Source organism: Ruegeria sp. H6 (assembly GCF_056532975.1).
Window position 1 is genome coordinate 573,323 of the sequence record NZ_JBQFOA010000002.1, and the last position, 26,859, is coordinate 600,181.

The following is a 26,859-nucleotide window of genomic DNA, read 5'->3' on the forward strand; positions in this document are numbered from 1 at the left end:
CCAGTGACGTGACTACTCCGGGACAAACGACACATCCAAACAGCGCTGCCGAAGCCGAGGTCTTTGCGCAATCCCTTCCGGCTGTGACGCCGGAAACCTTCCGCCATGTCTGGCGGGCTTGCGCGGATGCGGGTCTGCTGGCCCTGATCGCTTCGGACGAGTTCGGTGGGCAACAAAAGACAACAACTGAATTTGTCCAGACCATGTTGGGTTTCGGGAAAGGGTGCAGCGACAGCGGTTTGGCGCTTGGCCTCACCTCGCAGATCTGGACGATCCAGCAGCTTTTGGAAACCTTCGGCAACGGCGATCAGAAGCGCGCCTATCTGCCGGACCTCATCGCGGGCAAGTCCTTGGGTGCGTTTGCACTGACCGAAGCAAATTCGGGCTCAGACGCGCTGAGTTGTGAAACGCAGGCGGTGCGCGATGGTGATGGTTACGTGATCAACGGGCATAAAGCTTTTGTTGGCATGGGGCCGGATTGCGACCTGGCCATCGTCTTTGCCAGCACCACGCCCGACAAGGGCAAGTGGGGGCTTTCCGCCTTTCTGGTCGAAGCCGATGATCCCGGATTTCATCGCGGTGCGCGGCAGATCAAAATGGGGCTGAACGCGATCCCGATGGGACCGTTGTCGTTCAAGGACTGCCGTGTGCCAGAAACCCGCAGGATCGGGCCCGAGGGCGCAGGCGCCGCAATCATTCAGGCCGCCCTGGATTGGGAACGATGCTTTATCCTGACCTGCCAGGTTGGCGCGATGGACCGGCAACTGTCCGAATGCGCTGAATATACCTCCACCCGGTCCGTTTTCGGGCAGCGCGTTGCCGATTTTCAATCCGTCTCAAACCGGTTGGCCGATATGCGCGTTCGGTTGGAAACCTGCCGACTGATGTTGTCTGCCGCGGCAGATCTGCATGACCAGGGCCAACCCCTGACCCAGTTTGCGGCGATGGTGAACCTGCATATTTCCGAGTGTTTTCTGAATTCCAGCATGGACGCGATGCGCAATTTCGGCGGGATCGGGTACCTGGCCGGATCAGCAGCACAGGCAGATCTCAATGACGCGGTGGGGGGCGTGATTTATTCGGGCACCTCTGACATTCAGCGCCAGATCATCGCAAAGATGGAGTTGGGGCAGTTGAGCCAGCCCAACAATAAGGTGCGGCCATGACGGGTTGGACCAAAATCCGCCGTCTTTACGCCGGGCTGGTGCTGATCGTTGCGTTGACTTTGAGCGCAGCGGTCCATGCTCACAGCTTCAACGAAAGCTATGTCTATTTCGATGTCACCGAAGACAGCCTGAGCGGACGGATCGAAATCACCCTGACCGACCTGACCCGCATTCAACAACAGGCCGCCGAGATTGAAACACCATTGACGCGGAAAGAGGTCCGGCGGGCCAAAAGCGCGTTTCATGACTTTTTCAAAGACCGGTTGCGTCTGTCCTTCGAAGGTCAGCCTCTGCCGATCGAATTCAACGATTTGACCTTTTTCAAAACCAAAGTCGGCCGGTTTGCGCAGTTTCATTTCGACGTTCAGGGCCTTCAGCAGACCCCGACCACCATCAACATGTCCTATGACGTCCTGTTTTCCTCGGTCGATCCGGGGCACCGCGGCTTTGGTCTGATCGGCAGCAACACGCGCAACGGAATGGACGAGAACGAGGCTTATATCTCGCTGATCTTCTCTCCCGGTGACGGTGTTCAAAGCCTGTATCTGAACGATGAGCCGACCAAAGATATCGCACGGGCATTTCTTGAGCTTGGCATCTGGCACATCTGGAAGGGCATGGATCACATGCTGTTTCTGATCACCTTGTTACTGGGTGCCGTCATGCGCGTTGAAAACGAACGTTGGATGCCGTCGGACAGCCTCGGCAGCAGCCTGCGCGGCGCCATCAGGATCGTGACCGTGTTCACCATTGCCAACACAATCGCGCTTTGCCTGGCTACGTTTGGGGTAGTCACTCTGCCGGTGCCTCTGGTCGAGGCAGTGATCGCTTTGTCGATCATCGTTGTCGCTATCGGGAACCTGATGCCCCGCTTTCACGCGCAATCTTGGAAGGTGGTCTTTGTCTTCGGCCTGTTCCACGGGTTTGGCTTTGCAACCATTCTGGAGCCTTTGGGCATGGACGCAACCCGTAAGGCCATGGGCGTGTTGACCTTCAATCTGGGCATTGAGATCGGGCAACTGGTTGTTGTGATGGTGCTGTTCCCATTGCTTTTCGCCCTGCGTAGCTTGACGCTGTACAGGGTTGTCGCGTTGCAAGCGGCCTCTGCCCTGCTGATCGCCTTCGCCTCTATCTGGTTCGTCGAACGTACAATGGGCCCATTTGCGGTTCTTGCCGGAGGGGCGAATTGATGGGGCCTGCCGTTTTTCTTGACGATGCTCTGGCCCAGCATGCAAAGGCTACGCCACAGGCCCCTGCGATCAATCTGTTGGGCGAGTTAACGAACTACCAGGAGCTGAACACCCGGGCAGACGAGATTGCCCGCCACTTGCTGAAACGCGGTGTGCTGCACGGGGATCGTGTTTTGATCTGTGCGGCAAAATCTCCGAGAGCAATTGCTGCGATCTACGCCATCCTGCAGGTCGGGGCCGTCTATGTCCCGATGGATCCGGCAGCGCCGCCGGATCGGTTGGCGCTGCAGGTAGAGGTCATCGAACCTGCGCTCGCCATTGTGGATGAGGCGCGGGTTCAGGCCTTTGATCAAGTACTGGGTCCGGCGTGCATCCTGAACCTCGATCAGCCGTTCAGCGATGCAGCAAACCTGGAACAATTGTCCGTGCGTCAGAACCAAAGATCGCCCAATGATCCGGCCTATATACTGATGACCTCCGGAACGACCGGAACACCAAAAGGCATCGTTCATACGCATCGCAGCGGGTTGGCTTATGCCAAGATGGCCGCCAACCTATGCGCGCTGCGCCCTGACGACCGCGTCAGCCACCACACGCCCACCCATTTCGATATGTCGATTTTCGACATTTTCAGCACCGCCATCGCCGGGGCCAGCCTTGTCATCATTCCTGAAATGCACAGCAAGCTGCCAGCAAGCCTGGCGACCCTAACCGAGGCGCAACGGATCAGTGTCTGGTACTCGGTTCCCTATGCCCTGATCCGACTGGTCGAACGTGGGGCGTTGGAGGCCAGAGATCTCAGCGCGCTGCGCATTGTCATGTTTGCCGGTGAAAAAATGCCGCCGCCTTCGCTCAAATCCTTTGCCAAGCATGTGCCGAACGCCCGTTTCATCAACGCTTATGGACCGACAGAAACCAATCACTGCACAACCGCCTTTTTCACGCACGACGATCTGGATGGGGTCAGTGCCCTGCCCATCGGTCTTGCCGCCCCAGGCGTTCAGGCCCGCATTGGCGACGACCCCACCGAGGCTGAGGTCGGAGAGCTGTTGATCGCCTCGGATCAGATCATGCAGGGGTACTGGCGCGACCCCACTCAGACCAAGGCTGCGTTTTGTTTCCTGCCGGATGCCGACGGTGTACGCCAGAGGTTCTATCGCACCGGCGACATTGTCCGGCGCGATGCAAAGGGGCAATTCTTGCTGATCGGACGCGAGGATCGCCAGATCAAGCTGCGCGGGTTTCGTATCGAACTGGATGAGGTTGAACTGGCTCTGGTCACCCTGCCAGAAATCAGCGAGGCGGTCGTTGTTCTGGCCAAGCAAGAGCTGCACGCCTTTGTCTCGGGGGCCACTGCGGCCGATCCGGATCAGGTCCGCCGCGAGTTGGAGGCCAAGCTGCCCCGGTATGCCATCCCGCAACGTATCGATTGGGTCGAAGCCCTGCCGCGCACATCAACGGGCAAGATCGACCGCAGCAAACTCATGGAAAAAGCGAATGCACGACATGCAGCCTAAGACGACGCACAGCACCCTGCGCAGCTATATTCAGGACAGCCTGCTGGGCGGCAAAATCGTGTCAAATCAGGATGAGTTGCTGCTCAGCGGGATGATCGACTCGCTTGGGGTCATGTCCCTTGTCGCGTTTCTGGAACAGCAGTTCAGCATCGATATCCCGTTCGAGGACGTCACGCTGGAAAACTTCGGCACCATTGAGACCATCGCCAGCTACGTCGACATGCGTCAGAGCGCAGCGGAGTGACCAAGGGGCCATGAAACGCGCGCTGACAGAAAGCCAGAAACGGTTCTTGCGGGGGCACCAGATGCACCCCGACCTGCCCCTTTATAACATGGCATGGCGGTTCGATCTGTTTTTTGACGTGCAGCCTGACGCGTTCCGGGCCGCCCTGACCCAGACGCTGGAACAGAATGAAATTCTGAGAACAGTGTTTCAATCAGACGGCAATTCGACTTTTCAGCTTGCGGGCGATATCCCAACCGATCTGTGCAAGGTCTGGGATTTTAGTGCGACCCCTGACCCGGAAGCCGCGCTATGCGATCACCTTCCCGAATGGGTTCAGACCCCGTTTGATCTTGGGCAGGGCACAATACGATGCGTCCTTGTGCATCTTGGGCCCGCACATTGGGTCTGGCTGCTGTGTCAGCATCATATTGTCTGCGATGCGCAATCCGGTTCGGTGCTTTTCAATCAGGTCTCGCAAAGATACGCCGCTGAGGTTTCTGGACGCAGCGACCCCACGCCCCCGGCTTTCAACTATTTCGAAAGCTCGCCGTTTCAGGCCCGCGAAGACAGCGAAACACCGGTCGGGCATTCGGCCCCCTCCTCACCGCCCTATCGCAGCGCTGCAAAACGCAGCGGTCATTCTCGACGACTCGCCGTCCCGGGCGCGGCAACGGCATCCGAGGCCGTCGAGGCCGCAATCGCCCGGCCCGAATTTCGCCTTTTTACGCCCGAGCTTTCGCGCCTTGCGCTCTATCTTACGGCATATTTTGCCTATCTTCATCGGGTGACCGGGGATGAGCGGATCACGGTCGGTGTTCCCTCGCACAATCGGATGACACCGGATGATCGACAGGCCCTTGGCTTGTTTGTCGAAGTCTTGCCGTTTCCGCTTGATCTGGATCCGTCTGATACGCTTTTGGACCTGCATGGCAAAGTCAAAACCGGTTTGGGCAACTTCCTGAAACAGGCGCGCCCCGGGGCAATTGCAAACGCCGATACCGGCAGTGTCAGCGCGGTTCTGAATAATATCCAGGCCCGCTTTGGCCCCTTCGCCGGCCACCCGGCGCGGGCTGAATGGTTGCACAGCGGCGCCCATGATGCGGCGCACGCCATTCGACTGCATGTCACAGATTTTGACGGTTCAGGTCAGGCCAAACTGTTCATGGACGTGCAGGATGAGGTGCTGTCGGCAGTCGCTGCGGACCATCTGGTTGGGCACTTTCAGCAAGTATTGACCGCGCTGCTATGCGCACCAGACACCCCCATAGCGGCAGTGGACCTTGCTGTTAATACGGAAGACCGGGCCATTGCTTTTGGCCCGCCCGAACCAACCGACATCCCCTTGACCGTTCTGGATGCTTTCGCGGTGCATGTCGACACATCCCCTGACACAGTGGCTCTGTCCTCTGGCGACGCTCAGATGACATATCAGCAGGTGGATCGGCGGTCTGACCAGATCGCGCATCAATTGCAACAGGCCGGTGTTCCCGTCGGATCCTGCGTTGCCGTCCACATGCCCCGATCCTTCGATCTGGTTCTGGCTGTTCTGGGCATTCTCAAGGCGGGCTGCAGCATTGTTCCCATCGCCTCGAACATCCCCGACACACGTTTGCGGCAGATATTGGAAGGTTGCCAAGCCGCCGCGATGTACGTCGCCACAGACGTAACAGATAGCTATCTCTGCAGGACGCTGACTGTACCGTCCAGTGATGCAGTTGCAGCACCAGCCGTTGCGAAAACCTCGGCTCAGGACACGGCATATGTGCTGTTCACGTCGGGATCGACAGGGCGGCCCAAAGGGGTTGAGGTCAGCCATCACGGGCTCTCGCGATACATACACTGGGCGGCTGAGGCGTTTTCCGGGAGGAAACCCGCAGTTTATCCCCTGTTTTCGTCAATTTCTTTCGATTTGACGTTAACGTCTTTGTTCGTTCCGCTTGTCAGCGGCGGGGTGATCCGGATTTACCCCGAACGCTCGGACCCTGATCTTGCGGTTCTGGATGTGTTTGACGAGGACGCGGTGGATGTGGTCAAGCTGACCCCGTCCCACCTGTCGCTGGCCTGCAAACAGGGTCAGTCGGTTCGGCGGATCAACACGCTGGTACTGGGCGGCGAAAACCTTACGCGTCAGACCTGCCTGTCCGCGCTTGAGCATCTGTCACCAACGCTCCGCATCATCAACGAATATGGGCCTACCGAAGCGGTCGTCGGCGCCATGCATCATGAATTTGACGCCACAACCGATCTGACACCTTCGGTACAGATCGGACGGCCTGCGGCAGGTGTTTCGATCAGCGTGCGCGACGATGCGTTGAATGTCTCACCGATTGGAGTGCAGGGAGAAATTGTCATCGGCGGGCGTCTGGCGCAGGGGTATCTGAATGCCGACGAGGCAACCGCACTGTCATTCGTCACCGACGCGGACGGCAACAAGCTCTACCGCACCGGGGATCTGGGGCGGTTTGGCCGGGATGGGTCCATCGCCTATCTTGGCCGCGCCGATGAGCAGATCAAGCTGGGCGGTGTCCGTCTGGAGCTGGCCGAGATTGATCGCGTCTTGCGGCAATTGCCCAATGTCGACGCGGTTCACATCGGCTATGGCCCGCAAACCTCGCCGCCAACGTCACCGCAAAGCTGTCGCATGTGCGGCATCACGGATGAGGTTGCAGGCATAAGCTTTGCCGAGCCTGGCCTGTGCAACATCTGTTCCGAATTCGGCAGCTACAAAGACCGGGCTCAGGCCTATTTCAGACCGGAACCCGAACTGGCCGATCAGATCCAAAAGGCAAAACAAGCCAGCACCGGGCCCTATGACGCCATCATGATGCTGAGCGGTGGCAAGGACAGCACCTATGCCGCCTATCGGTTGGCGGAATACACGTCGCGGGTTTTGGCGGTGACTTTGGATAACGGCTATATCTCGGACGGCGCAAAGGCGAATATCGAACGGGTCACACACGATCTGGGCTGGGCGCATCGCTATCTGAGCACGGACAAGATGAACCAGATCTTTGTCGACAGCCTGAAGGCGCATTCCAATGTCTGTCAGGGCTGTTTCAAGGCGCTTTACACGCTGGCCTTCCGCACCGCGCTGGCCGAGGGCGTACCGATGATCGTCACCGGCTTGTCCCGAGGGCAGTTCTTTGAGACCCGCCTGACCCCCGATCTGTTCCGCAATGGCGCGCCAACATGCGCGCAGTTGGACGAGATGGTGATGCAGGCGCGCAAGGCCTATCACGCCGAGGATGATGCGCTGTCGCGACTGCTGCAGACCAACGATCTGAAAGACGGACGGTTTCTGGAACAAGTCGCGGTTTTGGACATCTATCGCTATGTCGACGTCCCCGTGTCCGAAATCTATGCGTTTCTGGATACGCAAACCGCTTGGGTTCGGCCTTCAGACACCGGGCGTTCGACCAACTGCCTGATCAACGATGCCGGGATCTATTTTCACAAAAAGCGCGAAGGCTTTCACAATTACGCCCTGCCCTATTCCTGGGACGTCCGCATGGGCCACAAGACCCGCGCACAAGCCGTGGATGAGTTGAACGACCAGATAGATACGCAGCGGGTCGAAGAAATGCTGGATGAAATCGGCTTTGATGAACCCTTGGACCGACCACCGCTGCTGACCGTCTTTGTCTCGGGCCGCGGCCCTGACGAACGGCAAATTTGGTCCGCACTTGCCGCGCATTTGCCGCGTGAGATGCAGCCGGACCGCGTGGCCATTCTTGACGAGATGCCGCTGACGCCCAACGGCAAGGTCGACACAGCGCGCCTGCCGGATATGCGCCGCAAGGTGCCTGTTCAGGCGGGCCTCACCCCGCCGGAAACTGTGATGGAGCGTCAGCTTGCAGACATCCTGTGTGCTGTTTTGAAACTTCCGCAGGTCGGAACTCAGCAGGACTTCTTCGATCTGGGGGTCGACAGCCTGGCCGCCATCGACATTGCCATCAGGGCCAACGAACAAGGCGTGCCTTTGCCCGCAACCGCCCTGTTTGAACATCGGAGTTTGCACGCGCTGGCTGCGTTTGCCGAAGACCTGCCAGCCACGCCGGTGGACGATCATGACGACGCGCCTTTGATCGAACTGGATGAGGATGATCTGGCGCATATCTCGCAGGCGCTCGACTGACATGGGATATCCAAAGGGCGTCGCCGATATCCTGCCGCTGACCTCTACCCAACGGGGGATGTTGTATCATGTGGCAGGCGAGGCTACGCGCCCGGGGCAATACGTTGCCGTTATCACCTGCGTTCTCAATGGCCCTCTTGATCCCGATCGGTTACGCGGCGCGATGCAGGCGCTGGTCGATACCCATGGGGCACTGCGTGCTGGCTTTGTCTGGGAGGGGGTCAAACAGCCCGTTCAGGTGATCCGCGAACAGGTCGATCTGCCCTGGACATTCCTGGATTACAGCGATGTGCCCGATCTTGAAGATCGTATTCAAGACCTTGCGCAAAAAGAACAGGCGCGCCAGTTTGATTTGAAGGCGCCGCCGCTGATGGCGGCCACCCTGATCAAGGCGTCCGAGACTCGCTGGCATCTGATCTGGACAGTGCACCATTTGATCAGCGACGGCTGGTCTACCGAGGTTTCATTTCGCCAGATATTTGCGCGATATGCCTCTCCGACCGCGCCTATCACGCCCGAGGCCGAGTTCAAAAACTATCTTCTATGGCTCAAACAGCAGAAAAACCTGACGGACCGAACCTATTGGACAGATCAGCTTGACTCTTTGGCAGAGCCCAGCCTGCTGCCTGATCCGGGAAAGCCTGAAAACAGCGAGCCCCAGCGTTCGCAGTACGAATTTCTGGGCGCGGATCTGCTGGCCCGGGTGCAAAAGCTGGCCGCTGATCTGAAGGTGACGCCCAACACGATCCTGTCAGCCTCCTGGGCGATTGTTCTGCGGCGCATCCTTCAGATTGACGACGTGGTCTTTGGCACAACAACCGCCGGCCGTCCGCCGGAAATTCCGGGCATCGCAGATGCGGTTGGTGCATTCGTCAATACGGTGCCCGTCCGGGTTCAGGTTGATCCTTCGCAATCGATGGCCGCACTTGTACAGGATATGGCTGGCGCGGAAGTCACGCGCCGAAAACATGAGCACGCAGCCCTGGCCGAGGTTCAAAGCTGCGCGCCATTCCCCGGCGGCTCACCCCTGTTTGACACGATGTTCGTGAACGAAGGGATTGCCAAAACGGCTTCGGATTTCGGGGAAATCCAGCTGACTGAATTGCAGACCTCGCAATACAGCAATTACCCGATTTGCCTGCTGGTTACGCCGAATGCGCAGTTCAAGGCCGAAATTCAGTTCGACCCCGAACGTGTGTCACCTGAATGTGCGATGGCTTATCTGGCCGATTACCGACACGTACTGAATGTCGTCACCACAGACCCGCTGATACAGGTCCGGCAAGTCTATCAGACGCGAAACGCTGACCTCAAAATAGCGCCGCTGAATGACGCAGAAAACGTCGTTTCCCGCTTTCTGGCCCAAGCTGCCACATCACCGGACATGGCAGCCGTTTCCGACGGCCAAACAACCCTGACCTATGCCCAGCTTTCAGAACGCGCACGCCAGATTGCCTGGGCGCTGCAAAGCGCGGGGGTGTCCGCAACGGATATTGTGCCAGTGGCCGTGCCCCGGGGCACTGACGCCATCGCCGCCTTTCTGGGCGTCATGATGTCGGGTGCGGCATATGTACCGCTGGATCTGGATTATCCCGAACATCGCCTGCAACAGGTATTCGAAACTGTGAACCCAAGGTTCTTTGTAACAACCTCGCTGGTTTTGCCGCAGTTTTCCGGCCTTTCGGTCCATGAAATCCTGCTGGACAAACCCGCCAGCGCAATTTCGGCAGATGAGATCGCGCCGGGGGAATTGGCTTATGTGATGTTCACGTCAGGTTCTCAGAACCGCCCCAAAGGGGTCCAGATCACCCATGCTGGCCTTGCGGCCAGTACCGCGGCGCGCGACGTGGTGCATGGCGATCCGCCCGACGCATATCTGCTGCTGTCTTCACTTGCCTTCGACAGCTCGGTGGCGGGCATCTATTGGACATTGGCAACCGGAGGCCATCTGGTCATTGCGCCGCGCCATGCCGAGCAGAACCCGTCAGACCTGGGCCAGTTGATTGCGCAGCAACAGATCACGCATACGCTGTGCCTGCCCTCGCTTGCCGATGCGCTTTTGACCGTCATTCCGGGGCGGGATCTTCAAAGCTTGAAAATGCTCATCGCAGCGGGTGAGGCATTGGGGGCCGGTCTGATCGCAAAACACGCCGCCGCCCTGCCCCAGTGCCGACTGGTCAACGAATATGGCCCGACCGAGGGCACGGTCTGGTGCACTGCGTATGATGCAACGGGTTTTTCAGGCTCCGACACGGTTCCCATTGGGACGGCCATTCCGGGCACATGGGTCGGCATCGCGGATCAGGACGGGTGTGTCGTGCCACCCGGAACTATTGGCGAGATTGTCGTTGCCGGACCCACGGTTGCCAAGGGGTATCTGGGTGATCCGGTGCAAACGGCAGACCGGTTTTACGAGCTCGGCCAATCTGGGCTACGGGCGTACAAAACCGGAGATCTGGGCGTCGCAGACGCGTCGGGGTGCATCACCTTTCTCGGACGCAAGGACAAACAGGTCAAAATCCGCGGCCATCGCGTTGAGCTGAGCGAAATCGAAACCACGGCCCGCGATGTCGCTGGCGATGTGCGTGTCGCCGCCCTGTTGGCCGAAAATGACGGAAAGCGGTCAATTCTGCTTGCTTTGGAAAGCACCCCGGCCCCGGAACTTTGCGCCAGGATCATGCGCCACATTCAAAGACGCCTTCCTGCACCCTTTCACCCCTCAGCGGTCGAAACGGTCGAGGTTTTCCCCCTGCTTCCCAACGGCAAGATCGACGAACACGCCCTTGTTGGAACCATCGCACACAGGGCGAACGCGCGCCCCGGCGACGCGCCGCAAGGTAAGCTGGAACGCCGGATTGCCGATCTTTTTTCCGACATTCTTAAAGCCCCCTGCCCGTCGCGCGATGCGAATTTCTTTGATATCGGTGGTGACAGCCTGATGACACTGACCGTTTATGCCAAGGCGAAAAACCGCGGCATTCTGTTTGAGCCGACCGACATCTTCAGCCATCCGACGGTGGCGGAGCTCGCCAGACGAGTCAAATCGCTGCGGGAGGCGCCGTTCGGGCAATCGGACGACAAGACGATACAGATTGCCAACAAATCCGGGGCGGGAACTGCCGTTATCCTCGTGCATTGTCCAATGCAATTTTATCGAAACGTTGTTCACGGTCTGGGCCCGGATCATATGGTGGCTTTGCTGCCCAGCCCACGCCTGCCCGGGAAGACCATCCCCTTCGGCAAATCCTTGCAACAGCTCGGGGCCGAAGCGCTGGCCTCGATAGGCACCGCGATTGAAGGCAAACGGCTTGTCCTGTGCGGCTTTTCGGCGGGCTGTGCCTTGACGCTGGAAATCGCGCGTCAACTGGGACAGGAAAGGATCGATGGCCTTGTGGTGCTCGACCCGCCTTACAAGATGGTTGGCGCGGAACCGGCCTTGCAGCCGCTGTTTTTTCGCACCTACAAACGGTGGAGGTATCAGTTCCGGGCCCTGAAACATGGCATCAAGGCCAAGCGCGCTCTGCCCCGGATGCAGGCTGATCTGACGAAACCCGGCGCGACCAACGATCAACGGATCGATGCGGTGTCTTTGGTTTTTGATCTGGCCATCAACGCATTCCGGGTGCCACGAATAGATGTGCCATCGCGGGTTTTCCTGACCTCGGGCAACCCCTCGCTGACCTCTGGCGATGTCCTGGATACCCATCTGCGCGACAAGACCATCCAGCATCTGGATCTGCCGCACCGAGAGGTCGTGCGCGATAAGGCGGCAACGGCCCGGATTGTCGAAACCATCCGGGCGCTGTTGGACAAAGATTAGTTTTCTTCCAGAACCTTGCGGGCCACTCGGAAACACTCCAACGCCTGGGGAACGCCGCAATAGATGCCGACCACGTGAATGATGGCGCGGATCTCTTCGGGGCTCACACCATTGTTGATCGCCCCGCGGCAATGGATTTCCCATTCGTGCATTTTGCCCAGCGCACCGATCATCGACAGGTTCATCATCGAGCGGGTCTTGACGTCGATCACCTCGTCGCCCCAGCCAAAACCCCAGCACCAGGCGGTCATCGCCTCTTGAAACGGGCGGGTGAAATCATCCGCTGCAGCAAGGTTCTTTTCCACATATTCCGCGCCCAGCGTCGATTTGCGCTGTTCGAGCCCTTTCAGAAAAAGGTCCTCGTCAAATAAGCTCATGGTCTTTCCTTTGTTCCAATGATGCGGCCACCTTACGCGCCATCAACCGCGTCACGCATCCATTTTTGCAGATGCATCACCGGGTGTTCGGAATTCACGCCACCTTTGGGGTCGATCACCAAAGGTCCAGGCCTATACCCGCGTGAATGCAGGCCACGCTGGACGGATTCGACAAGCCTAATATCCTCTTCGACCGTGGTGGCGCGATCCTGCGCAGCCAATTGACGGATTTTGGGATCATCCACGCCATCCACCGAGTACCACCCGCGCCAAACCACAACATGATCAGCGTCGACGGCGCGCCAGTGATAGGTGTTCAGCACGTTCCCCGGATAGACCTGAAACGAGAACATCGGCCACAGAAACCAACTGGAATATTCGTCGAAATGCCTGAAACCTGACTGGATATCATAGGTCATATTTTCAAGGCTCTGACATTCGGTCGTGTGACGCAGGCACATGCCTTGGGGTTGGATGTCATAGGTCTCGGGCTTGACCACACCATTGGCAAAAGTCGGATGGTTCAGCGAGCAGTGGTAGCATTCCGAGTAATTCTCGACCGAAACCTTCCAGTTGCACAGCTCGGGGATTTCCACCCACTCCAACGGTTTCAGATCGGCCCAATTGGGCACCCATTCTTCCAGCTCGGCCCGCGCGTCCGGAAACCAGTCGTCCATGGGTGCCGCATCGGGATCGAGGTTGACGAAGACAAAGCCCAGAAACTCTTCGGCACGCACCTCGGTCAGGCAAACGCTGGATTTGTCGAAGCCTTCGACAGCTTTCAGGTTCGGGCCGGCCCGCAACTCGCCGGTCAGTTCATAGGTCCAGGCGTGGTAGGGGCAGACCACAACGCGCGTGGTACCCGAGCCCTCGACCAGTTGGTGCGCGCGGTGCTGGCAGACGTTGTAGAAGACACGGATCTTGGCATCGCGCCCTCGGATCGCAAACAGATCCTGCCCGGCGAGTTGAAACGCGACATAAGCACCCGGTTGCGCCAAATCCGAGGCATGGCAGCCGAACTGCCACGTTCGGGCCAACAGCCCTTCGGTTTCTGCGCGAAATACCAACGGGTCGGTGTAATACCTTGCGGCAAGGGATTGAATTGGCGCGCTCACGGTTCCTCCGCATGATAAAGGCCAAGCTGGTGGCGGCGTTTGTGAAAGGTTTCCACCCGTTCGACGATTTCGTCGCTGGCAACCGCGATGACAAAGGACAGAAGCGTTTCCAACAACGCGATGATGCTGGCCGATGATGGAAAAAACTGCGGCGTATCCACCGACACGACGAACCCATGCTGCGCTGCACGCAAGATCGGGCTGGCGGGACTGTCTGACAGGCTGATGACGGTCAGGCCCTGTTCGCGGGCGATGCGCACAGCCTCGACCACTTCGGTCCGGTAGGGCTTGCAGGTGATCGCAATCAATATGTCCCGCTTGTCAGCCCATGCCAGATCATCGACGGGGGACGAGCCTGACCGTGGAATGGCATGGAACTGCACCATCCCTGTGGACGCCAGATAGGTAAAATTCCGCGCGTTCGAGCTGTTGATCCCGACGCCAAGCACAAACACGTTGCGCGAGTTCCAGATATCTTCCGCTGCGGCTTTTAGCTGTTCGGCGGAAATACCGGCAAATGTTTCTTCGAGATTGCGCAGGGCATCCTGGACCATGTCGGCATAAAGCCCGCCCATATGGCCGGATTTGCGGATATCCTGCAGCCAACGCGCACGGTCCGGGAAATCGGCCTGCCCGCGTCGGATCGCCTCGCGGAAGGGCACGCGGAAGTCGTCATACCCCTCAAACCCCACTTGCCGCGCCATGCGGACAATGGTGTTGGGTTTCACATTCGCGGCCTCGGCGATTTCGCGCACGGTCGAAATCCCCACGTCACGTGGGTTCTCCAGCACATAAGTGGCGGCTTTGCGCGCCTCGGGTGTCAGTTCGGACAGTTCGTCTGCTAACCGTTCGAGAATCGCATTTGATACATTTGTCCCATTCATGATTGACGATGGTACTTTTGTTTGCTTACGCTGTCGAGACAAAATCGACTCAGTGGAGTGATCCGATGGCATCTGATTTCCCAACCCATGCGCGCGTCGTCATTGTAGGTGGCGGCGTGATGGGCGTAGGCCTGGCCTATCATCTTGGCCACGAAGGCTGGGGCGCTGAGACTGTTCTGCTGGAAAAGGCCGAACTGACCAGCGGCAGCACCTGGCACGCGGCGGGGCAGATCACCCATTCGACCTCCAGCTTTGGTCTGGGCAAATGCGTCGATTACAATATCGGGCTCTATTCCGGCGCGTTGGAGGCCGAAACAGGCCAGGCTGTAACATGGCATGGCTGCGGATCGTTCCGTCTGGCCTACACGCAAGATGAGATGGACTGGCTGCGCCACACACTGTCCGTGGGTCGATCGCTAGGCTTCAACATAGACCTGGTTGGCCCGGATCGCGTGGCGGAATTGCATCCGTTCTACAATCTGGACGGTATGTTGGGTGCGTTGCATACGCCTGATGACGGCCACGTGGACCCGACCAACGTGACAATGGCGATGGCAGCCGGGGCGCGCCAGAAGGGCGTTCGGATCATCCGCCATTGTCAGGCAACAAACATCACGCAAGCCGAAAACGGCGAATGGCTAGTCGAAACGCCCAAGGGCACGATCATCTGCGAACATGTGGTGAATGCGGGCGGCACTTACGCGCGGCAGATGGGCGAGTGGTCGGGGCTACAATTGCCCATGACATCCATGACGCACCACTATTTTGTGACCGAACCGGTGCCCGAGTTCGAGGCGCTGGACACGGAACTGCCGGTAATCCGCGACGACAAAAAGGTCTCGGGCTATATCCGGATGGAACAGAAACGCGGCCTGATCGGGATCTATGAGAAAGAAAACCCCAATTCGGTTTGGCACGATCATTGCCCCTGGGACTACGAAAACTGGCTGTTCGATGCGGATTATGACCGGGTGATGCCGTGGCTTGAGGAAAGCCTGAACCGCATGCCGATCTTTTCAGAACTGGGCATTCAACGTGAAGTGCACGGCGCGATCAGCCATCCGCCCGATGGTAATCCGCTGATCGGGCCTGCTCCGGGCGTGCGGAACTACTGGTGCTGCTGCGGCACGCAGATCGGGATCGGCTGGGGGCCGGGCCTGACCCGCGAGTTGGCGCGCTGGATGGTCCATGGGGCTGCCGATATCTCGATGCGCGAGTATGATCCGCGCCGGTTCGGCAGCTATGCCGCCAAGGACTGGCAGGTGATCAAGGCCGAAGAGGATTATTGCCTGCGCCACGAGATCCCCTTTCCGCATTTCAACCGTTTGGGCGGTCGCCCGATCAAGCCGTCGCCTCTGCACGATGTGCTGAAATCCAAAGGCGCCGTGCACGAAGAGGTCTATGGCTTCGAACGCCCCCGCTGGTTTGCCCGCGACGGTGTTGAACAAAAGGATCACTACTCTTTCCGCCGCACGGTCGTTGACGACATGATCGCGCAAGAGGTCAAAGCCGTGCGCGAACGGGTCGGTATCATGGACGTCACCGCCTTTACCAAGGTCGAGGTTTCAGGCCCCGATGCCTATGCGCTGCTGGACCGGCTGACAGCCAACCGGATGCCGCAAAAGGACGGCTCGATCACCCTGACCCACATGCTGAACCGCCGCGGTCGGATCGAGCTGGAAACCACGATCGTGCGGATGGCACAGGATCGCTATTACCTTGTCTGTGCGGCCTTCTTTGAACAGCGCTTGCTGGACCATCTGGCGCAAAACCGCGCAGTCGAGGATGTGACCATCACAGCCTTGTCCGACGACTGGTCCGCCCTGTCCCTGAACGGTCCGCGTGCGCGGGACGTGTTGGCGGCCTGTACCGAGGCCGACCTCAGCAATGCCGGGTTCCGCTGGCTTTCGGCCCAGCAGATCACAGTCGCAGGCCATTCGATCTGGGCGTTCCGGATGTCTTACGCCGGAGAGTTGGGGTGGGAGCTGCACATGCCCAACGCCGCCTGTCTTGATGTCTATTCCGCGCTTTGGGCTGCGGGTGAGCCGCATGGGATCGCGGACTATGGCAGCTTTGCAATGAACGCGATGCGGATGGAAAAGGGTTTCAAAGGCGCGGGCGAGTTGACCAATGAAGTCACACTGGCCGAGGCTGACGTGCTGCGCTTTGCGCGCACCGATAAGGACTATCTGGGCCGGGACAAGACGCTGAACACCGACCTACCCTGGATCTGCGCCTATCTTGAGATCGAACCGGATGGCGAGATCGACGGCCACGGGGGCGAGGCCGTTCTGCATAAAGGCCGCGTCGTCGGCTCGACCGCGTCGGTGGTGTATGGGCCCACGGTCGGTAAAATCCTTGCGTTTGCCTATATCAAACCCGAGGCTGCGACCGCCGGAACCGATCTGCAGGTCGTCATTCACGGCACAGCGCGCGCGGCGCGGGTTCTGTCTGAACCGGCCTATGATCCAAACAGTCTTCTTCCCAGAACAGACGCCGAGGTCAAAGAGGTCGCCGCCCTATGAAGGTCACCAAGCTCTCGCTGTGGTCCGTGGACCTGACCAGCCATGAAACCTACTACATGGCCGAGGGTAAGACCTGCGATACGGTTGAAAGCCATGTTCTGTGTCTTGAGACCGACACCGGCCTGAAAGGATGGGGCGAGGTCTGCCCGATCCCACGCTATCTTCCGGCCTATGCCAAGGGTGTGCCCAGCGCTGTCATGGAAATGGCGCCCGAGGTTCTGGGGGCGAACCCTTTGGGCGTCGATGCCCTGATGCGGTCGCTGGACGCCGCTTTGCCCGGGCATCCTTACGCCAAGTCGATAATCGACATTGCCCTGTGGGACCTGTGCGGTCAGGCGAGTGGCTTGCCACTTTATACATGGCTGGGTGGTCGGGTTCACACGGACATGCCGCTTTATCATTCGATCACCTGCGTCGCCCCGGACGAGATGGCGCGGATCGCGGCAACGGCCTTTCAAACCGGCATCCGGCAGTTTCAGGTTAAACTGGGAACCGACGGCGACTGGCAAACCGATGCCGAACGGTTGATCAAAGTGCGTGAAACCGTCGGACCGGGGCCGCTGGTCTATGGCGATTGGAATTGTGGCGCTTCGCGCCTGCACGCCACCCGAACCGGGCGGGCAGTGGCGCATCTGGACATCATGCTGGAACAACCCTGCAAAACGCTGGAGGACTGCGCCGCCGTGCGGCAGGCCACAGGGCTGCCGATGAAGATCGACGAAGGGGCACATGACATGGCATCGCTTCTGAGGGCGTCGGAACTTGGTTGCCTGGATGCGGTTGCGCTGAAGCTGTCGAAATTTGGCGGTATCTCGGCCATGCGCCGCGCCCGTGACCTGACCGTGCATCTGGGTGCCGAAATCTGCGCCGAGTGCACTTGGGGGTCTGACATCGTAACGGCCGCATCCTTGCATTTCGCGGCATCCACGCCGCAAGGCGCATTGTTGAACACATGTGACCTGTCATCTTACGTTGGTCCCCGGCTCTGCCCGGATGCACCATCGCGCAATGCAGGCAGAATTGCCCCGCCCGAGGGGGCAGGTTTGGGCGTAACACCCGACCCCGCCATCCTTGGCGCGCCTATCATGGAACTGGATTGAAATGCAGAAAATCAGCACCCAATCAGAATGGATCGCGCGTGCGCAGCAGGTTTTGCCCGCCGGGGGTTTCGGCAATTTCGATCCCGGCATCCTCATTTCGCGCGGCGAAGGCAGCCGGGTCTGGGACGAGGACGGCAAGGAATATGTGGATTACCTGATCGGGTCCGGCCCGATGCTGTTGGGTCATGGTCACCCCGAAGTGCTGGCGGCCGTTCTGGAACAACTGCCCAAGGGCATGACCTTTTTCGCCAATAACAGCAAAGGCGTCGAACTGGCCGAGGCAATCGTATCAGCCGTGCCCTGCTGTGAGCAGGTCCGGTTTGTCGCCTCGGGCGGCGAGGCGGACATGTACGCCATTCGTCTGGCGCGGGCCTATACAGGGCGCGACAAGATCCTGAAGTTTGAAGGCGGCTATCACGGCATGAGTGCCGAAGCGCAGATGAGCCTGGCCCCTGCCAAGCGGGTCAATTTCCCTCAGGCCGTGCCGGACAGCGCCGGGATCCCTCAGGGCGTGGCCGATCAAATGCTCATCGCCCCGTTCAATGACCTTGAGGCTGTGGCTGCACTATTGGTGGAACACAAAGATATTGCGGCTATCATTGTTGAACCCTTGCAGCGCATCGTGCCGCCGCAACCGGGCTATCTGCAGGGGCTGCGCGACCTGTGCGACACACATGGAATTCTGCTGATTTTCGATGAGATCGTCACCGGGTTTCGCCTGGCCTATGGCGGCGCGCAGGAACGCTATGGCGTGACACCCGATATCTGCACCCTTGGCAAGATCATCGGCGGTGGCTTTCCCCTGGCGGCCTTGGGGGCCAGCGCCGAAATCATGCGCCATTTCGATAAAGACGTGGTGGGCGCGGACAAATGGCTCATGCAATTGGGCACGTTGTCGGGCAACCCGGTCGCCTCGGCCGCAGGACTGAAAACGATGGAGGTTCTGGCCCGCGACGGTGCCTATGATCAGTTGCGGCAAACCGGGCGCGCCTTGCAGAAGATTCAAACCGACGCGCTGACCGAGGCGGGCATTGCCCATCAGATTTGCGGTGATGAAACGCTGTTCGACATCTACTTTACCGACAACACCTGTCGCGACTATCGCACCGCCGCCCATGATGACCCATCGACCAACGCGCGTTACAATGCCAGCTTGCGCGATAACGGTGTGTTCAAGGCCCCCGGCAAACTCTACCCGTCCTTGGCGGTGAAAGACGTCGATCTCGACCTGACACGCGCGGCGGTGGCCAAGGCAGTCGAGGCGCTGCAAAGCTGACAGACCGCCTGAACTGTCGTGCCCTTGTGTTTTTCCAGATCATCTGGTTGATGATCCAAAGCTCTGGCCTTTTGGGGCGCAACCGGGAAAACCGCTATGAAGATCGAACCCTTTGGCGTCGAGATATGGATGAACGAATGGGAAACCAAATGTGAATTCAATCTCGCTGAAACCTGCGTCGAGAGCCTGACAATTGGCGAGCTGATGCGGATCGCCGGTAAGAACTCGGGCGATCTGTCGGAACTAACCGGCATGAAAATGACCTATGGCGCGATCTGCGGGTCAGACCGGCTGCGCGACGCGATTTGTGGGCTTTATCAGCAACAGTCCCGGGACAATGTCATTGTCACTCACGGCACAATCGGGGCCAACATGCTGGTCCACAAAGCGCTGGTTGAGCGTGGTGATAAAGTGGTCGCGGTGGTGCCGACCTATCAGCAACACTACTCGATCCCCGCCAGTATCGGCGCAGACGTCAAGCAGGTTCACCTGAAAGCGGAAAACGCTTTTCTGCCAGATCTGGACGAATTGCGCGCGACTGTGACGCAGGGCACCAAGCTTTTGGCGATCAACAACCCGAACAACCCGACCGGGTCACTGATGGATCGAGCCTATTTGACAGAGATCGTCGAGATTGCGCGCGCAGCAGGGGCCTGGCTGCTGTGCGATGAGGTCTATCGCGGCACCGCACAAGACGGCGACGGCATGTCAACCTCGGTCGCGGATCTCTATGAAAAGGGCATTTCGACCGCCGGGATGTCCAAAGCCTTCTCACTGGCCGGTCTGCGCCTTGGCTGGATCGCCGCCGCACCCGAAGTGATCGAGGCGGTATCGATTCACCGCGATTACGACACGATCTCGGTCGGTATGATTGACGACCATTTCGCGGCGATCGCATTAGAAAACCACGACAAAATCCTGGCCCGCAGCCATGCCATCACCCGCGGCAACCTGGCTCTGCTGGCCGATTGGGTCGAACGCGAGCCGTTGATCAGCTGGGTCAGGCCGCAGGCGGGAACAACGGCACTGTTGCACTATGACCTGCCGATCCCATCGCGGGATTTTTGCGTCGAACTGCTGCAGGACACCGGCGTGATGTTCACACCCGGCTCGGCCCTTGGGCTAGAGGGCTGCGTGCGGATCGGGTACGCCAACACCCCGTCGATCTTGCGCGAGGGGTTGGACAAAGTATCCGGGTTCCTGGCCAAAAAAGCCGGTTAACGGCGCATGGACTGCCCATTGTGGAACAGGTGCACCTTTTCCGGCAACGCGGCCACCGCAACGGTCTGACCCCGCAGATTGCGCTGAATTCCGGGCAGCTTGGCGATGACCTGCTCACCCCCGTCTTGGGCCGCAAAATACAGCAACGTCACTTCGCCCAACGCTTCGGTGAAATCGACCACGCCGGAAAAGATCGCAGCACCCTCGGCAATGGTCAGATCTTCGGGGCGCACGCCGATATTCACTTGCTTGCCCACATCCGCAGGCTCGGTTGGGATGGATGAGATTGCGACCCCGCCGCCATCCAGCGCCACGGTCGTGGTCTCACCCGCTTCGGTGATCTTTCCGGGCAGCAGGTTCATCGAAGGCGAGCCGATGAATTGCGCGACAAATTCGTTGTCCGGCGTTTCATAAAGCTCTAGCGGTGTGCCGACTTGCGCGACCCCCTTGTTCGCCAGCACCACGATCCGGCTGGCCAGCGTCATCGCCTCGACCTGGTCATGGGTCACATAAATCATCGTGCTGTCCGGCATCGCCTCTTTCAGGCGCGCGATCTCGATCCTCGTGGCCACGCGCAGGGCTGCATCGAGATTCGAGAGCGGCTCATCGAACAGATAGACCTTGGGATCACGTACAATGGCGCGCCCGATCGCAACTCGCTGACGCTGACCGCCCGACAGGGCCTTGGGCAAACGATCCAGAAACGGCTCAAGCTGCAGGATTTTTGCGGCGCGTTCGACCGAAGCATCAATCTCGTCTTTCGGCATCTTGGCGATCTTTAGCGCAAAGGACATGTTTTCGCGTACGGTCAGATGCGGATACAGCGCGTAGGACTGGAACACCATGGCGATGCCGCGCTGTGCGGGCGGGACATCATTCATCACCTGCCCTTCGATTTCCAGCGTGCCGCCGGTGATTTTCTCTAACCCGGCAATCATCCGCAGCAAGGTCGACTTGCCACAGCCCGAGGGACCCACAAAAACGATCAGTTCGCCCTGTTCGATATCCAGATCGATATGTTTCAGCACATCGACCGGGCCATAGGCTTTGGCAACATCCGTAAGCTTGAGTTCCGACATGACCTATCCCTTTTCCCTGACCATCAGGCTGAATTGCGCAGGCTGCAGCGTGACGCTCGTTTCCCCGTTCACGGCGCCCAGATCCTGTCCAATCACGCGCCAAGCGCCTTCGGGCAGTTGGGCCTCGGCCTCAACGTCGCCCAGATTGAAGGCGCAAAAAACCTGCTGGGCTGCGTCTTCACGCAGAAACGTCAGAACCGGTCCGTCCTGACGCATGTCTTTCTGCGCACCCGACATCAGGGCCGAATACGCGTGGCGCAATGCAATCGCACGGCGGTAATGGTGCAGCATGGACTGCGCGTCCTGCTCCATCCGGTCTACGGCGCGCTCAGCCTGCGGTGCGCTGACCGGCAGCCACGGCTTGGCAGCGCTAAAGCCCGATTGTTCATCTTGCGTCGCCCAAACCATCGGCGTGCGGCACCCATCGCGGCCTTTGAATTCGGGCCAGAACTCGATCCCATAAGGGTCCTGCAAGTCTTCAAAGGCCACATCCGCCTCGGGCAGGCCCAGTTCTTCGCCCTGATACAGGCAGGCCGAGCCACGCAGGCACATCATCAGAACCGCATGCTGGCGGATTGCAGCATCATCCAGATCCCAGCGCGAGGCGTGGCGCTGCACGTCGTGGTTCGAGAACGCCCAGCACGGCCAGGCATCCCCGGCTTTGGCCTCAAGCTGGTCGAACACCTGCTTGGCGTAGCTGGCGGTCAAAGCACGCTTTTCGAGAAACTCGAACGCATAGCACATATGCATCCGCTTATCCCCGGTGGTGTATTCGCCCATGATCTCAAGCCCGCGCTGCGCATCACCGACTTCACCCAGGCAGGCACGGCCTTCGTATTCGTCCGTCAGGGCGCGAAGACGTTCGAGAAACGCGATATTCTCGGGCTGACTTTTGGAATACAGGTGATCCTGATGATTATACGGGTTCACCATCGGCGCGATGGAGGCATTGCGCTGTTCCAGCGGCAGGCCCGGATTGTCGCGCAACTGCGCGTCGTGGAAATAGAAATTGATCGTGTCCAAACGGAAACCGTCTACCCCCAGATCCAGCCAGAACCGCGCCACATCCAGCAGCGCGTCTTGCACGTCCCGATTGTGGAAATTCAGATCAGGCTGAGAAGTCAGGAAGTTGTGCAGATAATATTGCAGACGCCGCGAATCCCACTGCCAGGCTGAACCGCCGAAGATCGACAACCAATTATTGGGCGGCGTGCCATCCAGCTTAGGATCTGCCCAGACATACCAATCAGATTTGGGGTTGTCCTTGCTGGCGCGGCTTTCCGAAAACCACGGATGCTGGTCCGACGTGTGCGACAGAACCAGATCGATCATCACCTTCAGACCCTGCGCATGGGCCTTGTCCAGCAGCTCTTTGAAGTCCTCCATCGTTCCGAACATCGGATCGACATCGCGATAGTCGCTGACATCGTAGCCAAAGTCCTTCATCGGCGATTTGAAGAACGGCGAAATCCAGATCGCGTCCACCCCAAGCGAAGCGATATAGCCCAACCGCTGGGTGATCCCTTTCAGGTCTCCGATCCCGTCGCCATTGCTGTCTTGAAAGCTGCGCGGATAGATCTGATAGATCACACCACCACGCCACCAGTCCGAGGACAGTTTGGTTACGTTTCCCTGGTTCAGATTGTTCTGCACGTTCATCAGACGCCTCTATTTAACGGACCCGGCCAAGAGACCGCGGACCAGATATTTCTGCATTGCAAAGAAGACCACCAGCGGCACAGCGATCGATACGAAAGCAGCCGTGGCCAGAATCTCCCAATTGCCGCCGCGTGTGCCCAACAGCTCGACAATGCGGTTGGTCATCACGGTGGTTTGGCCGGATGCATCGATCAGGAACACCTTTGCGACCAACAGGTCGTTCCATGTCCACAGGAACTGGAAGATCGCAAAAGACGCCAGCGCCGGAAAACTGAGCGGCAGGATCAGCTTGGTGAAGATCTGGAATTCGGTCGCCCCGTCAACGCGCGCATTCTCGATCAGGTCGCGCGGCAGCCCTGCCATGTAGTTGCGCAAAAGATAGATCGCCAGCGGCATGCCAAAGCCGGTATGCGCGAGCCATACGCCAAGATAACCTTTGGGAATCCCGATATTCAGGTGAAACTTCAGCAGCGGGATCAGCGCCAGTTGCAAGGGCACTACCAACAACCCGACCACAGCCGCGATCAACAGGGCGCGGCCTGGAAAATCCATCCACGCCAGCGCATAGGCTGCAAAAGCCGCAACAAGGATCGGTATGATCGTCGCCGGGATCGTCACAGTGAGCGTGTTGAAAAACGCCTTGCCCATGCTGTCGGTGCTGTCTTGGGCCAGAAGCACCTTGTGGTAGTTTTCGAGCGTGAATTCCGGCGGCAGTTCGGCGGTTACGAACACACGCGCACCTCGACTGCCCGAAAACGCCTCGGCGTTTTCCATCCGGTAATTGCCGACCGCATCAACCGTTATCGTGCCCCCACGGCGCAGCTCGGCCGTCTCTCCGGGCGCAAAAGCATCCACGTCGCGCGAACTGACACCCCAGCGCGAGATCGTCACCTCGCTGCCTGCGTCAAACAGGTTTCCTTCGATGACAAAAAGCCCGCTTTCCTGAACTTGAGTGTCCGGCGCCGCGCTGCGCAGTGTCAGGTTTTGTTCGGACGGGAACAAAGATTTCCACCAGCCATTTGTTGCGATCTGGTCCGCCGTTCGAAAGGACGAAATCAGCAATCCAAGCGTCGGGAATACCCAAAGCACAACCAGCAGCACGACCGAGGCGTGCACAACCCATCTGAGGGCGGGGCGGGTTCCAGCGATATCGTTCATTGTTGCCTCCCGCCTATTTCATTTCCTGGCGCGCGTTGCGCACGTTCCAGATCAGGATCGGAGTCACCAGCAGCATGATGATCATGGCCGAGGCCGACCCCACGCCCCAGTCATTGGCGCGGAACAGCTTGTCATACATGTAGTTGGCCAGAACCTGCGTCTCCCACTGGCCATTTGTCATCGCGAATACGATGTCGAACACCTTGAGAACGGTGATGGTGATGGTCGTCCACACCACAAGAATGGTGGTCTTGATCTGCGGCACCTTGATCTTGAAGAAGATCTGAAACGGGTTGGCACCGTCCAGAATGGCCGCTTCGACCGTTTCTTCGGGGATGCCGCGCAGTGCCGCCGACAGGATCACCATGGCAAAGCCGGTCTGGATCCAGATCAGCACGATCATCAGGAAGAAACTGTTCCAGAACGGGATCGTCAGCCACGTCTGCGGCTCCGTCCCGCCGAAAAAGATGTAAAGCGCGTTCAGGATACCGATCTGGTCCTGCTCGGCAGGGCGTGTGTCATAAACCAGCTTCCAGATCACCGAGGCCCCGACGAACGAAATCGCCATCGGCATGAAGATCAGCGCCTTGGCCAGATTGCCCCAACGAATGCGGTCCGTCAGTTGTGCAACCAGCAATCCAAAGGCCGTCGACATGGCGGGAACAACAATCAGCCACAGCGTGTTGTTGCGCATGGCTTCCCAGAATTTAGGCTCAGCCGCCATCTGGCGATAGTTGTCAAAACCAACCCATACGAAGCCGCCACCGGGAACGCGATCCGTCAGCGACAAGCGCAAAGTCTCGACCACCGGATACGCCAGATAAAGCCCCAGCGCCGCCATGGCAGGAAACAGAAACAACCAAGGGCGGATCATGTTCGCGCGGTTGATGTTGCGGCCCGCATTTGGTCCACGCGCCGGGAACAGGACTTTGTCCAGAACCTGATTGGATAGGTAGAAATAGCCCACACAGCCCGACACGCCGATGGCGATGGTCAGCAGGCCCTGAAGTGCCGGATGCATGACGCTCTCCGTTGTGAAGGGGGAAATGGGCGGCCTGTCATGGCAAGCCGCCCGGTCTCAGGCGCGCTTACTCCAGCGCGTCCCAGGAGGATTGGATCTCGTCCGCGACCTCTTGCGCAGGCGCTCCACCGGCATAGTCAACCATACCGGTCCAGAAGGTGCCGGCACCCACACCGCCCGGCATCAGGTCCGACCCGTCAAAGCGGAAGGTTGTCGCGCCCAGAAGAATATCGTTCATCTTCTTCAGGGTCGGGTCCGAAAAGACCGAACTATCGACACCCTTGTGCGGGGTCAGAAAGCCGGTCAGCGCCATCCATGTCTCATGCGCCTCGGGCGTCTGCAGATACTCGATCAACGCATGTGCGCCGGGGCTGTCATTGGTGATGGCCCACAAGGTGCCTGCACCCAGAACCGGGCTGCCCAGATCCTTGCTTTCATATGCCGGGAAATAGAAGAAATCCGCGTCTTCACCCACAACGGTTCCCTCGGGGAAGAAGGCCGGGATGAACGAAGCCTGGCGATGCATGTAGCACTGCGGGGGTGAGCTGAACATGCCCTTGGGGCTGTCGCGGAAATCCGTGGTTGCAACCGCACCGGCGCCGCCTGCCACATAGTCGTCATTGCGGGCAAATGCGCCGAACTCTTCAATCGCGGCCACCACTTTGGGGTCGTTGAACTTCATGTCATTGGCAACCCACGCATCGTAATCCTCGGGCGGTTGCGTGCGCAGCATCATGTCCTCGACCCAGTCGGTCGCAGGCCAGCCGGTCGCCCCACCAGAGCCCAGACCGATGCACCAGGGCGTTTCGCCATCTGCCACAATCTGATCGGACAGCGCCTTGAGCTCTTCCATCGTGGTGGGCACTTCGTAACCCGCGTCCTCGAAGTTCTCCGGAACGAACCAGACCAGCGATTTCACGTCGACCTTGTAGAAGAACCCGTAAAGGTGATCCTGGCCATCAGGGCCCGCATAGGTTCCAAGATCGACCCAGGACTGACCAGCGGCATAGTTGTCGCGGATCCAGTCGCCGGTGCCATCACCCAACGGTGTGAGGAACCCGGATTTTGCCATATCCGCGGCAAGACCCGGCTGCGGAAAGACCGCAATATTGGGGGCAGAGCCGGCCTCGGCATCGATGCGGATCTGCTGTTCGAAACTGTCCGACCCGACATAGGCGTATTCATGTCCGGTCGCGGCAGCAAAGCCATCCAGCACCTTTTCGACATTTTCCTGATCCGGCCCGAGCCACGGGCCAAACACGGTAACCTTGTCGGCCTGAGCCGCGCCCGCCATCAGGGCGAACGTGGCCGCACCTGCGTAAAGCGAGTGTTTCATGAACTTTCCTCCCAACATTATCTGGCGCCTTTTGAAATCACTTATTCAAAGCGC

18 protein-coding genes are annotated in these 26,859 nt (G+C 59.0%); 10 read left to right on the forward strand and 8 right to left on the reverse strand.

Annotated features, from left to right (window positions below):
• Positions 1–8: 8 nt before the first annotated feature.
• Genes ACR0AG_RS07550 through ACR0AG_RS07575 form a run of 6 tightly spaced genes read left to right on the forward strand, consistent with a single transcriptional unit; the run spans position 9 to position 12,054 of the window.
• Positions 9–1,166, forward strand: a complete 1,158-nt coding sequence (locus tag ACR0AG_RS07550) for an acyl-CoA dehydrogenase family protein (protein ID WP_480837661.1) — start codon at positions 9–11, stop codon at positions 1,164–1,166.
• Positions 1,163–2,356 carry a HupE/UreJ family protein gene (locus ACR0AG_RS07555; RefSeq protein ID WP_480837662.1) on the forward strand — a complete coding sequence of 398 codons (1,194 nt, stop codon included), beginning with the start codon at positions 1,163–1,165 and terminating at the stop codon, positions 2,354–2,356. The genes ACR0AG_RS07550 and ACR0AG_RS07555 overlap by 4 nt, the downstream gene beginning before the upstream one ends.
• Entirely contained in the window at positions 2,356–3,873 is a 1,518-nt protein-coding gene (locus ACR0AG_RS07560; RefSeq protein ID WP_480837663.1) for an amino acid adenylation domain-containing protein, read from the forward strand. The genes ACR0AG_RS07555 and ACR0AG_RS07560 overlap by 1 nt, the downstream gene beginning before the upstream one ends.
• The gene (locus tag ACR0AG_RS07565) at positions 3,863–4,117 is read left to right on the forward strand and encodes an acyl carrier protein (protein ID WP_480837664.1); all 255 of its coding nucleotides are present in this window, start codon (positions 3,863–3,865) and stop codon (positions 4,115–4,117) included. The genes ACR0AG_RS07560 and ACR0AG_RS07565 overlap by 11 nt, the downstream gene beginning before the upstream one ends.
• Before the next feature lie 10 nt (positions 4,118–4,127).
• A complete protein-coding gene (locus ACR0AG_RS07570; RefSeq protein ID WP_480837666.1) occupies positions 4,128–8,234 on the forward strand; it encodes an amino acid adenylation domain-containing protein in 4,107 nt (1,368 codons plus the stop codon).
• A gap of 1 nt (position 8,235) precedes the next feature.
• Positions 8,236–12,054, forward strand: coding sequence for an amino acid adenylation domain-containing protein (locus ACR0AG_RS07575; protein WP_480837667.1), 3,819 nt, complete (start codon positions 8,236–8,238; stop codon positions 12,052–12,054).
• On the opposite strand, the gene ACR0AG_RS07580 is transcribed toward ACR0AG_RS07575, so the two are convergent.
• Genes ACR0AG_RS07580 through ACR0AG_RS07590 form a run of 3 tightly spaced genes read right to left on the reverse strand, consistent with a single transcriptional unit; the run spans position 12,051 to position 14,430 of the window.
• The gene (locus ACR0AG_RS07580) at positions 12,051–12,431 is read right to left on the reverse strand and encodes a carboxymuconolactone decarboxylase family protein (protein ID WP_480837668.1); all 381 of its coding nucleotides are present in this window, start codon (positions 12,429–12,431) and stop codon (positions 12,051–12,053) included. The two genes, ACR0AG_RS07575 and ACR0AG_RS07580, sit on opposite strands and share 4 nt — an antisense overlap.
• A gap of 32 nt (positions 12,432–12,463) precedes the next feature.
• Positions 12,464–13,546, reverse strand: coding sequence for an aromatic ring-hydroxylating oxygenase subunit alpha (locus tag ACR0AG_RS07585; RefSeq protein ID WP_480837670.1), 1,083 nt, complete (start codon positions 13,544–13,546; stop codon positions 12,464–12,466).
• Complete coding sequence (locus ACR0AG_RS07590; RefSeq protein WP_480837671.1) at positions 13,543–14,430, reverse strand: MurR/RpiR family transcriptional regulator; 888 nt, start codon at positions 14,428–14,430, stop codon at positions 13,543–13,545. Before ACR0AG_RS07590 ends, ACR0AG_RS07585 begins: the two co-directional genes overlap by 4 nt.
• Positions 14,431–14,495: 65 nt before the next feature.
• On the opposite strand from ACR0AG_RS07590, the gene ACR0AG_RS07595 reads away from it, so the two are divergent.
• From ACR0AG_RS07595 to ACR0AG_RS07610, 4 genes are all read left to right on the forward strand, one after another.
• A complete protein-coding gene (locus ACR0AG_RS07595; RefSeq protein ID WP_480837672.1) occupies positions 14,496–16,955 on the forward strand; it encodes an FAD-dependent oxidoreductase in 2,460 nt (819 codons plus the stop codon).
• Positions 16,952–18,055, forward strand: coding sequence for a mandelate racemase/muconate lactonizing enzyme family protein (locus tag ACR0AG_RS07600; protein ID WP_480837673.1), 1,104 nt, complete (start codon positions 16,952–16,954; stop codon positions 18,053–18,055). Before ACR0AG_RS07595 ends, ACR0AG_RS07600 begins: the two co-directional genes overlap by 4 nt.
• Position 18,056: 1 nt before the next feature.
• Positions 18,057–19,331, forward strand: a complete 1,275-nt coding sequence (locus ACR0AG_RS07605; protein ID WP_480837674.1) for an aspartate aminotransferase family protein — start codon at positions 18,057–18,059, stop codon at positions 19,329–19,331.
• 96 nt (positions 19,332–19,427) lie between these two features.
• A complete protein-coding gene (locus ACR0AG_RS07610; protein WP_480837675.1) occupies positions 19,428–20,552 on the forward strand; it encodes an aminotransferase in 1,125 nt (374 codons plus the stop codon).
• On the opposite strand, the gene ACR0AG_RS07615 is transcribed toward ACR0AG_RS07610, so the two are convergent.
• The 5 genes from ACR0AG_RS07615 to ACR0AG_RS07635 all read right to left on the reverse strand — a co-directional run bounded on the left by ACR0AG_RS07615 (position 20,549) and on the right by ACR0AG_RS07635 (position 26,805).
• Positions 20,549–21,631 (reverse strand): ABC transporter ATP-binding protein, encoded by a 1,083-nt coding sequence (locus tag ACR0AG_RS07615; RefSeq protein WP_480837676.1) that lies wholly within the window; start codon positions 21,629–21,631, stop codon positions 20,549–20,551. The genes ACR0AG_RS07610 and ACR0AG_RS07615 overlap by 4 nt on opposite strands.
• Before the next feature lie 3 nt (positions 21,632–21,634).
• Entirely contained in the window at positions 21,635–23,290 is a 1,656-nt protein-coding gene (locus ACR0AG_RS07620; protein WP_480837677.1) for an alpha-glucosidase, read from the reverse strand.
• 9 nt (positions 23,291–23,299) lie between these two features.
• Positions 23,300–24,448: a carbohydrate ABC transporter permease gene (locus ACR0AG_RS07625; protein ID WP_480837678.1), complete on the reverse strand. Its 1,149-nt coding sequence runs from the start codon at positions 24,446–24,448 to the stop codon at positions 23,300–23,302.
• A gap of 13 nt (positions 24,449–24,461) precedes the next feature.
• The gene (locus ACR0AG_RS07630) at positions 24,462–25,469 is read right to left on the reverse strand and encodes a carbohydrate ABC transporter permease (protein ID WP_480837679.1); all 1,008 of its coding nucleotides are present in this window, start codon (positions 25,467–25,469) and stop codon (positions 24,462–24,464) included.
• Positions 25,470–25,536: 67 nt separating this feature from the next.
• On the reverse strand, positions 25,537–26,805 hold the full coding sequence (locus tag ACR0AG_RS07635) for an ABC transporter substrate-binding protein (protein WP_480837680.1): 1,269 nt from the start codon (positions 26,803–26,805) through the stop codon (positions 25,537–25,539).
• Between the last annotated feature and the right edge of the window lie 54 nt (positions 26,806–26,859).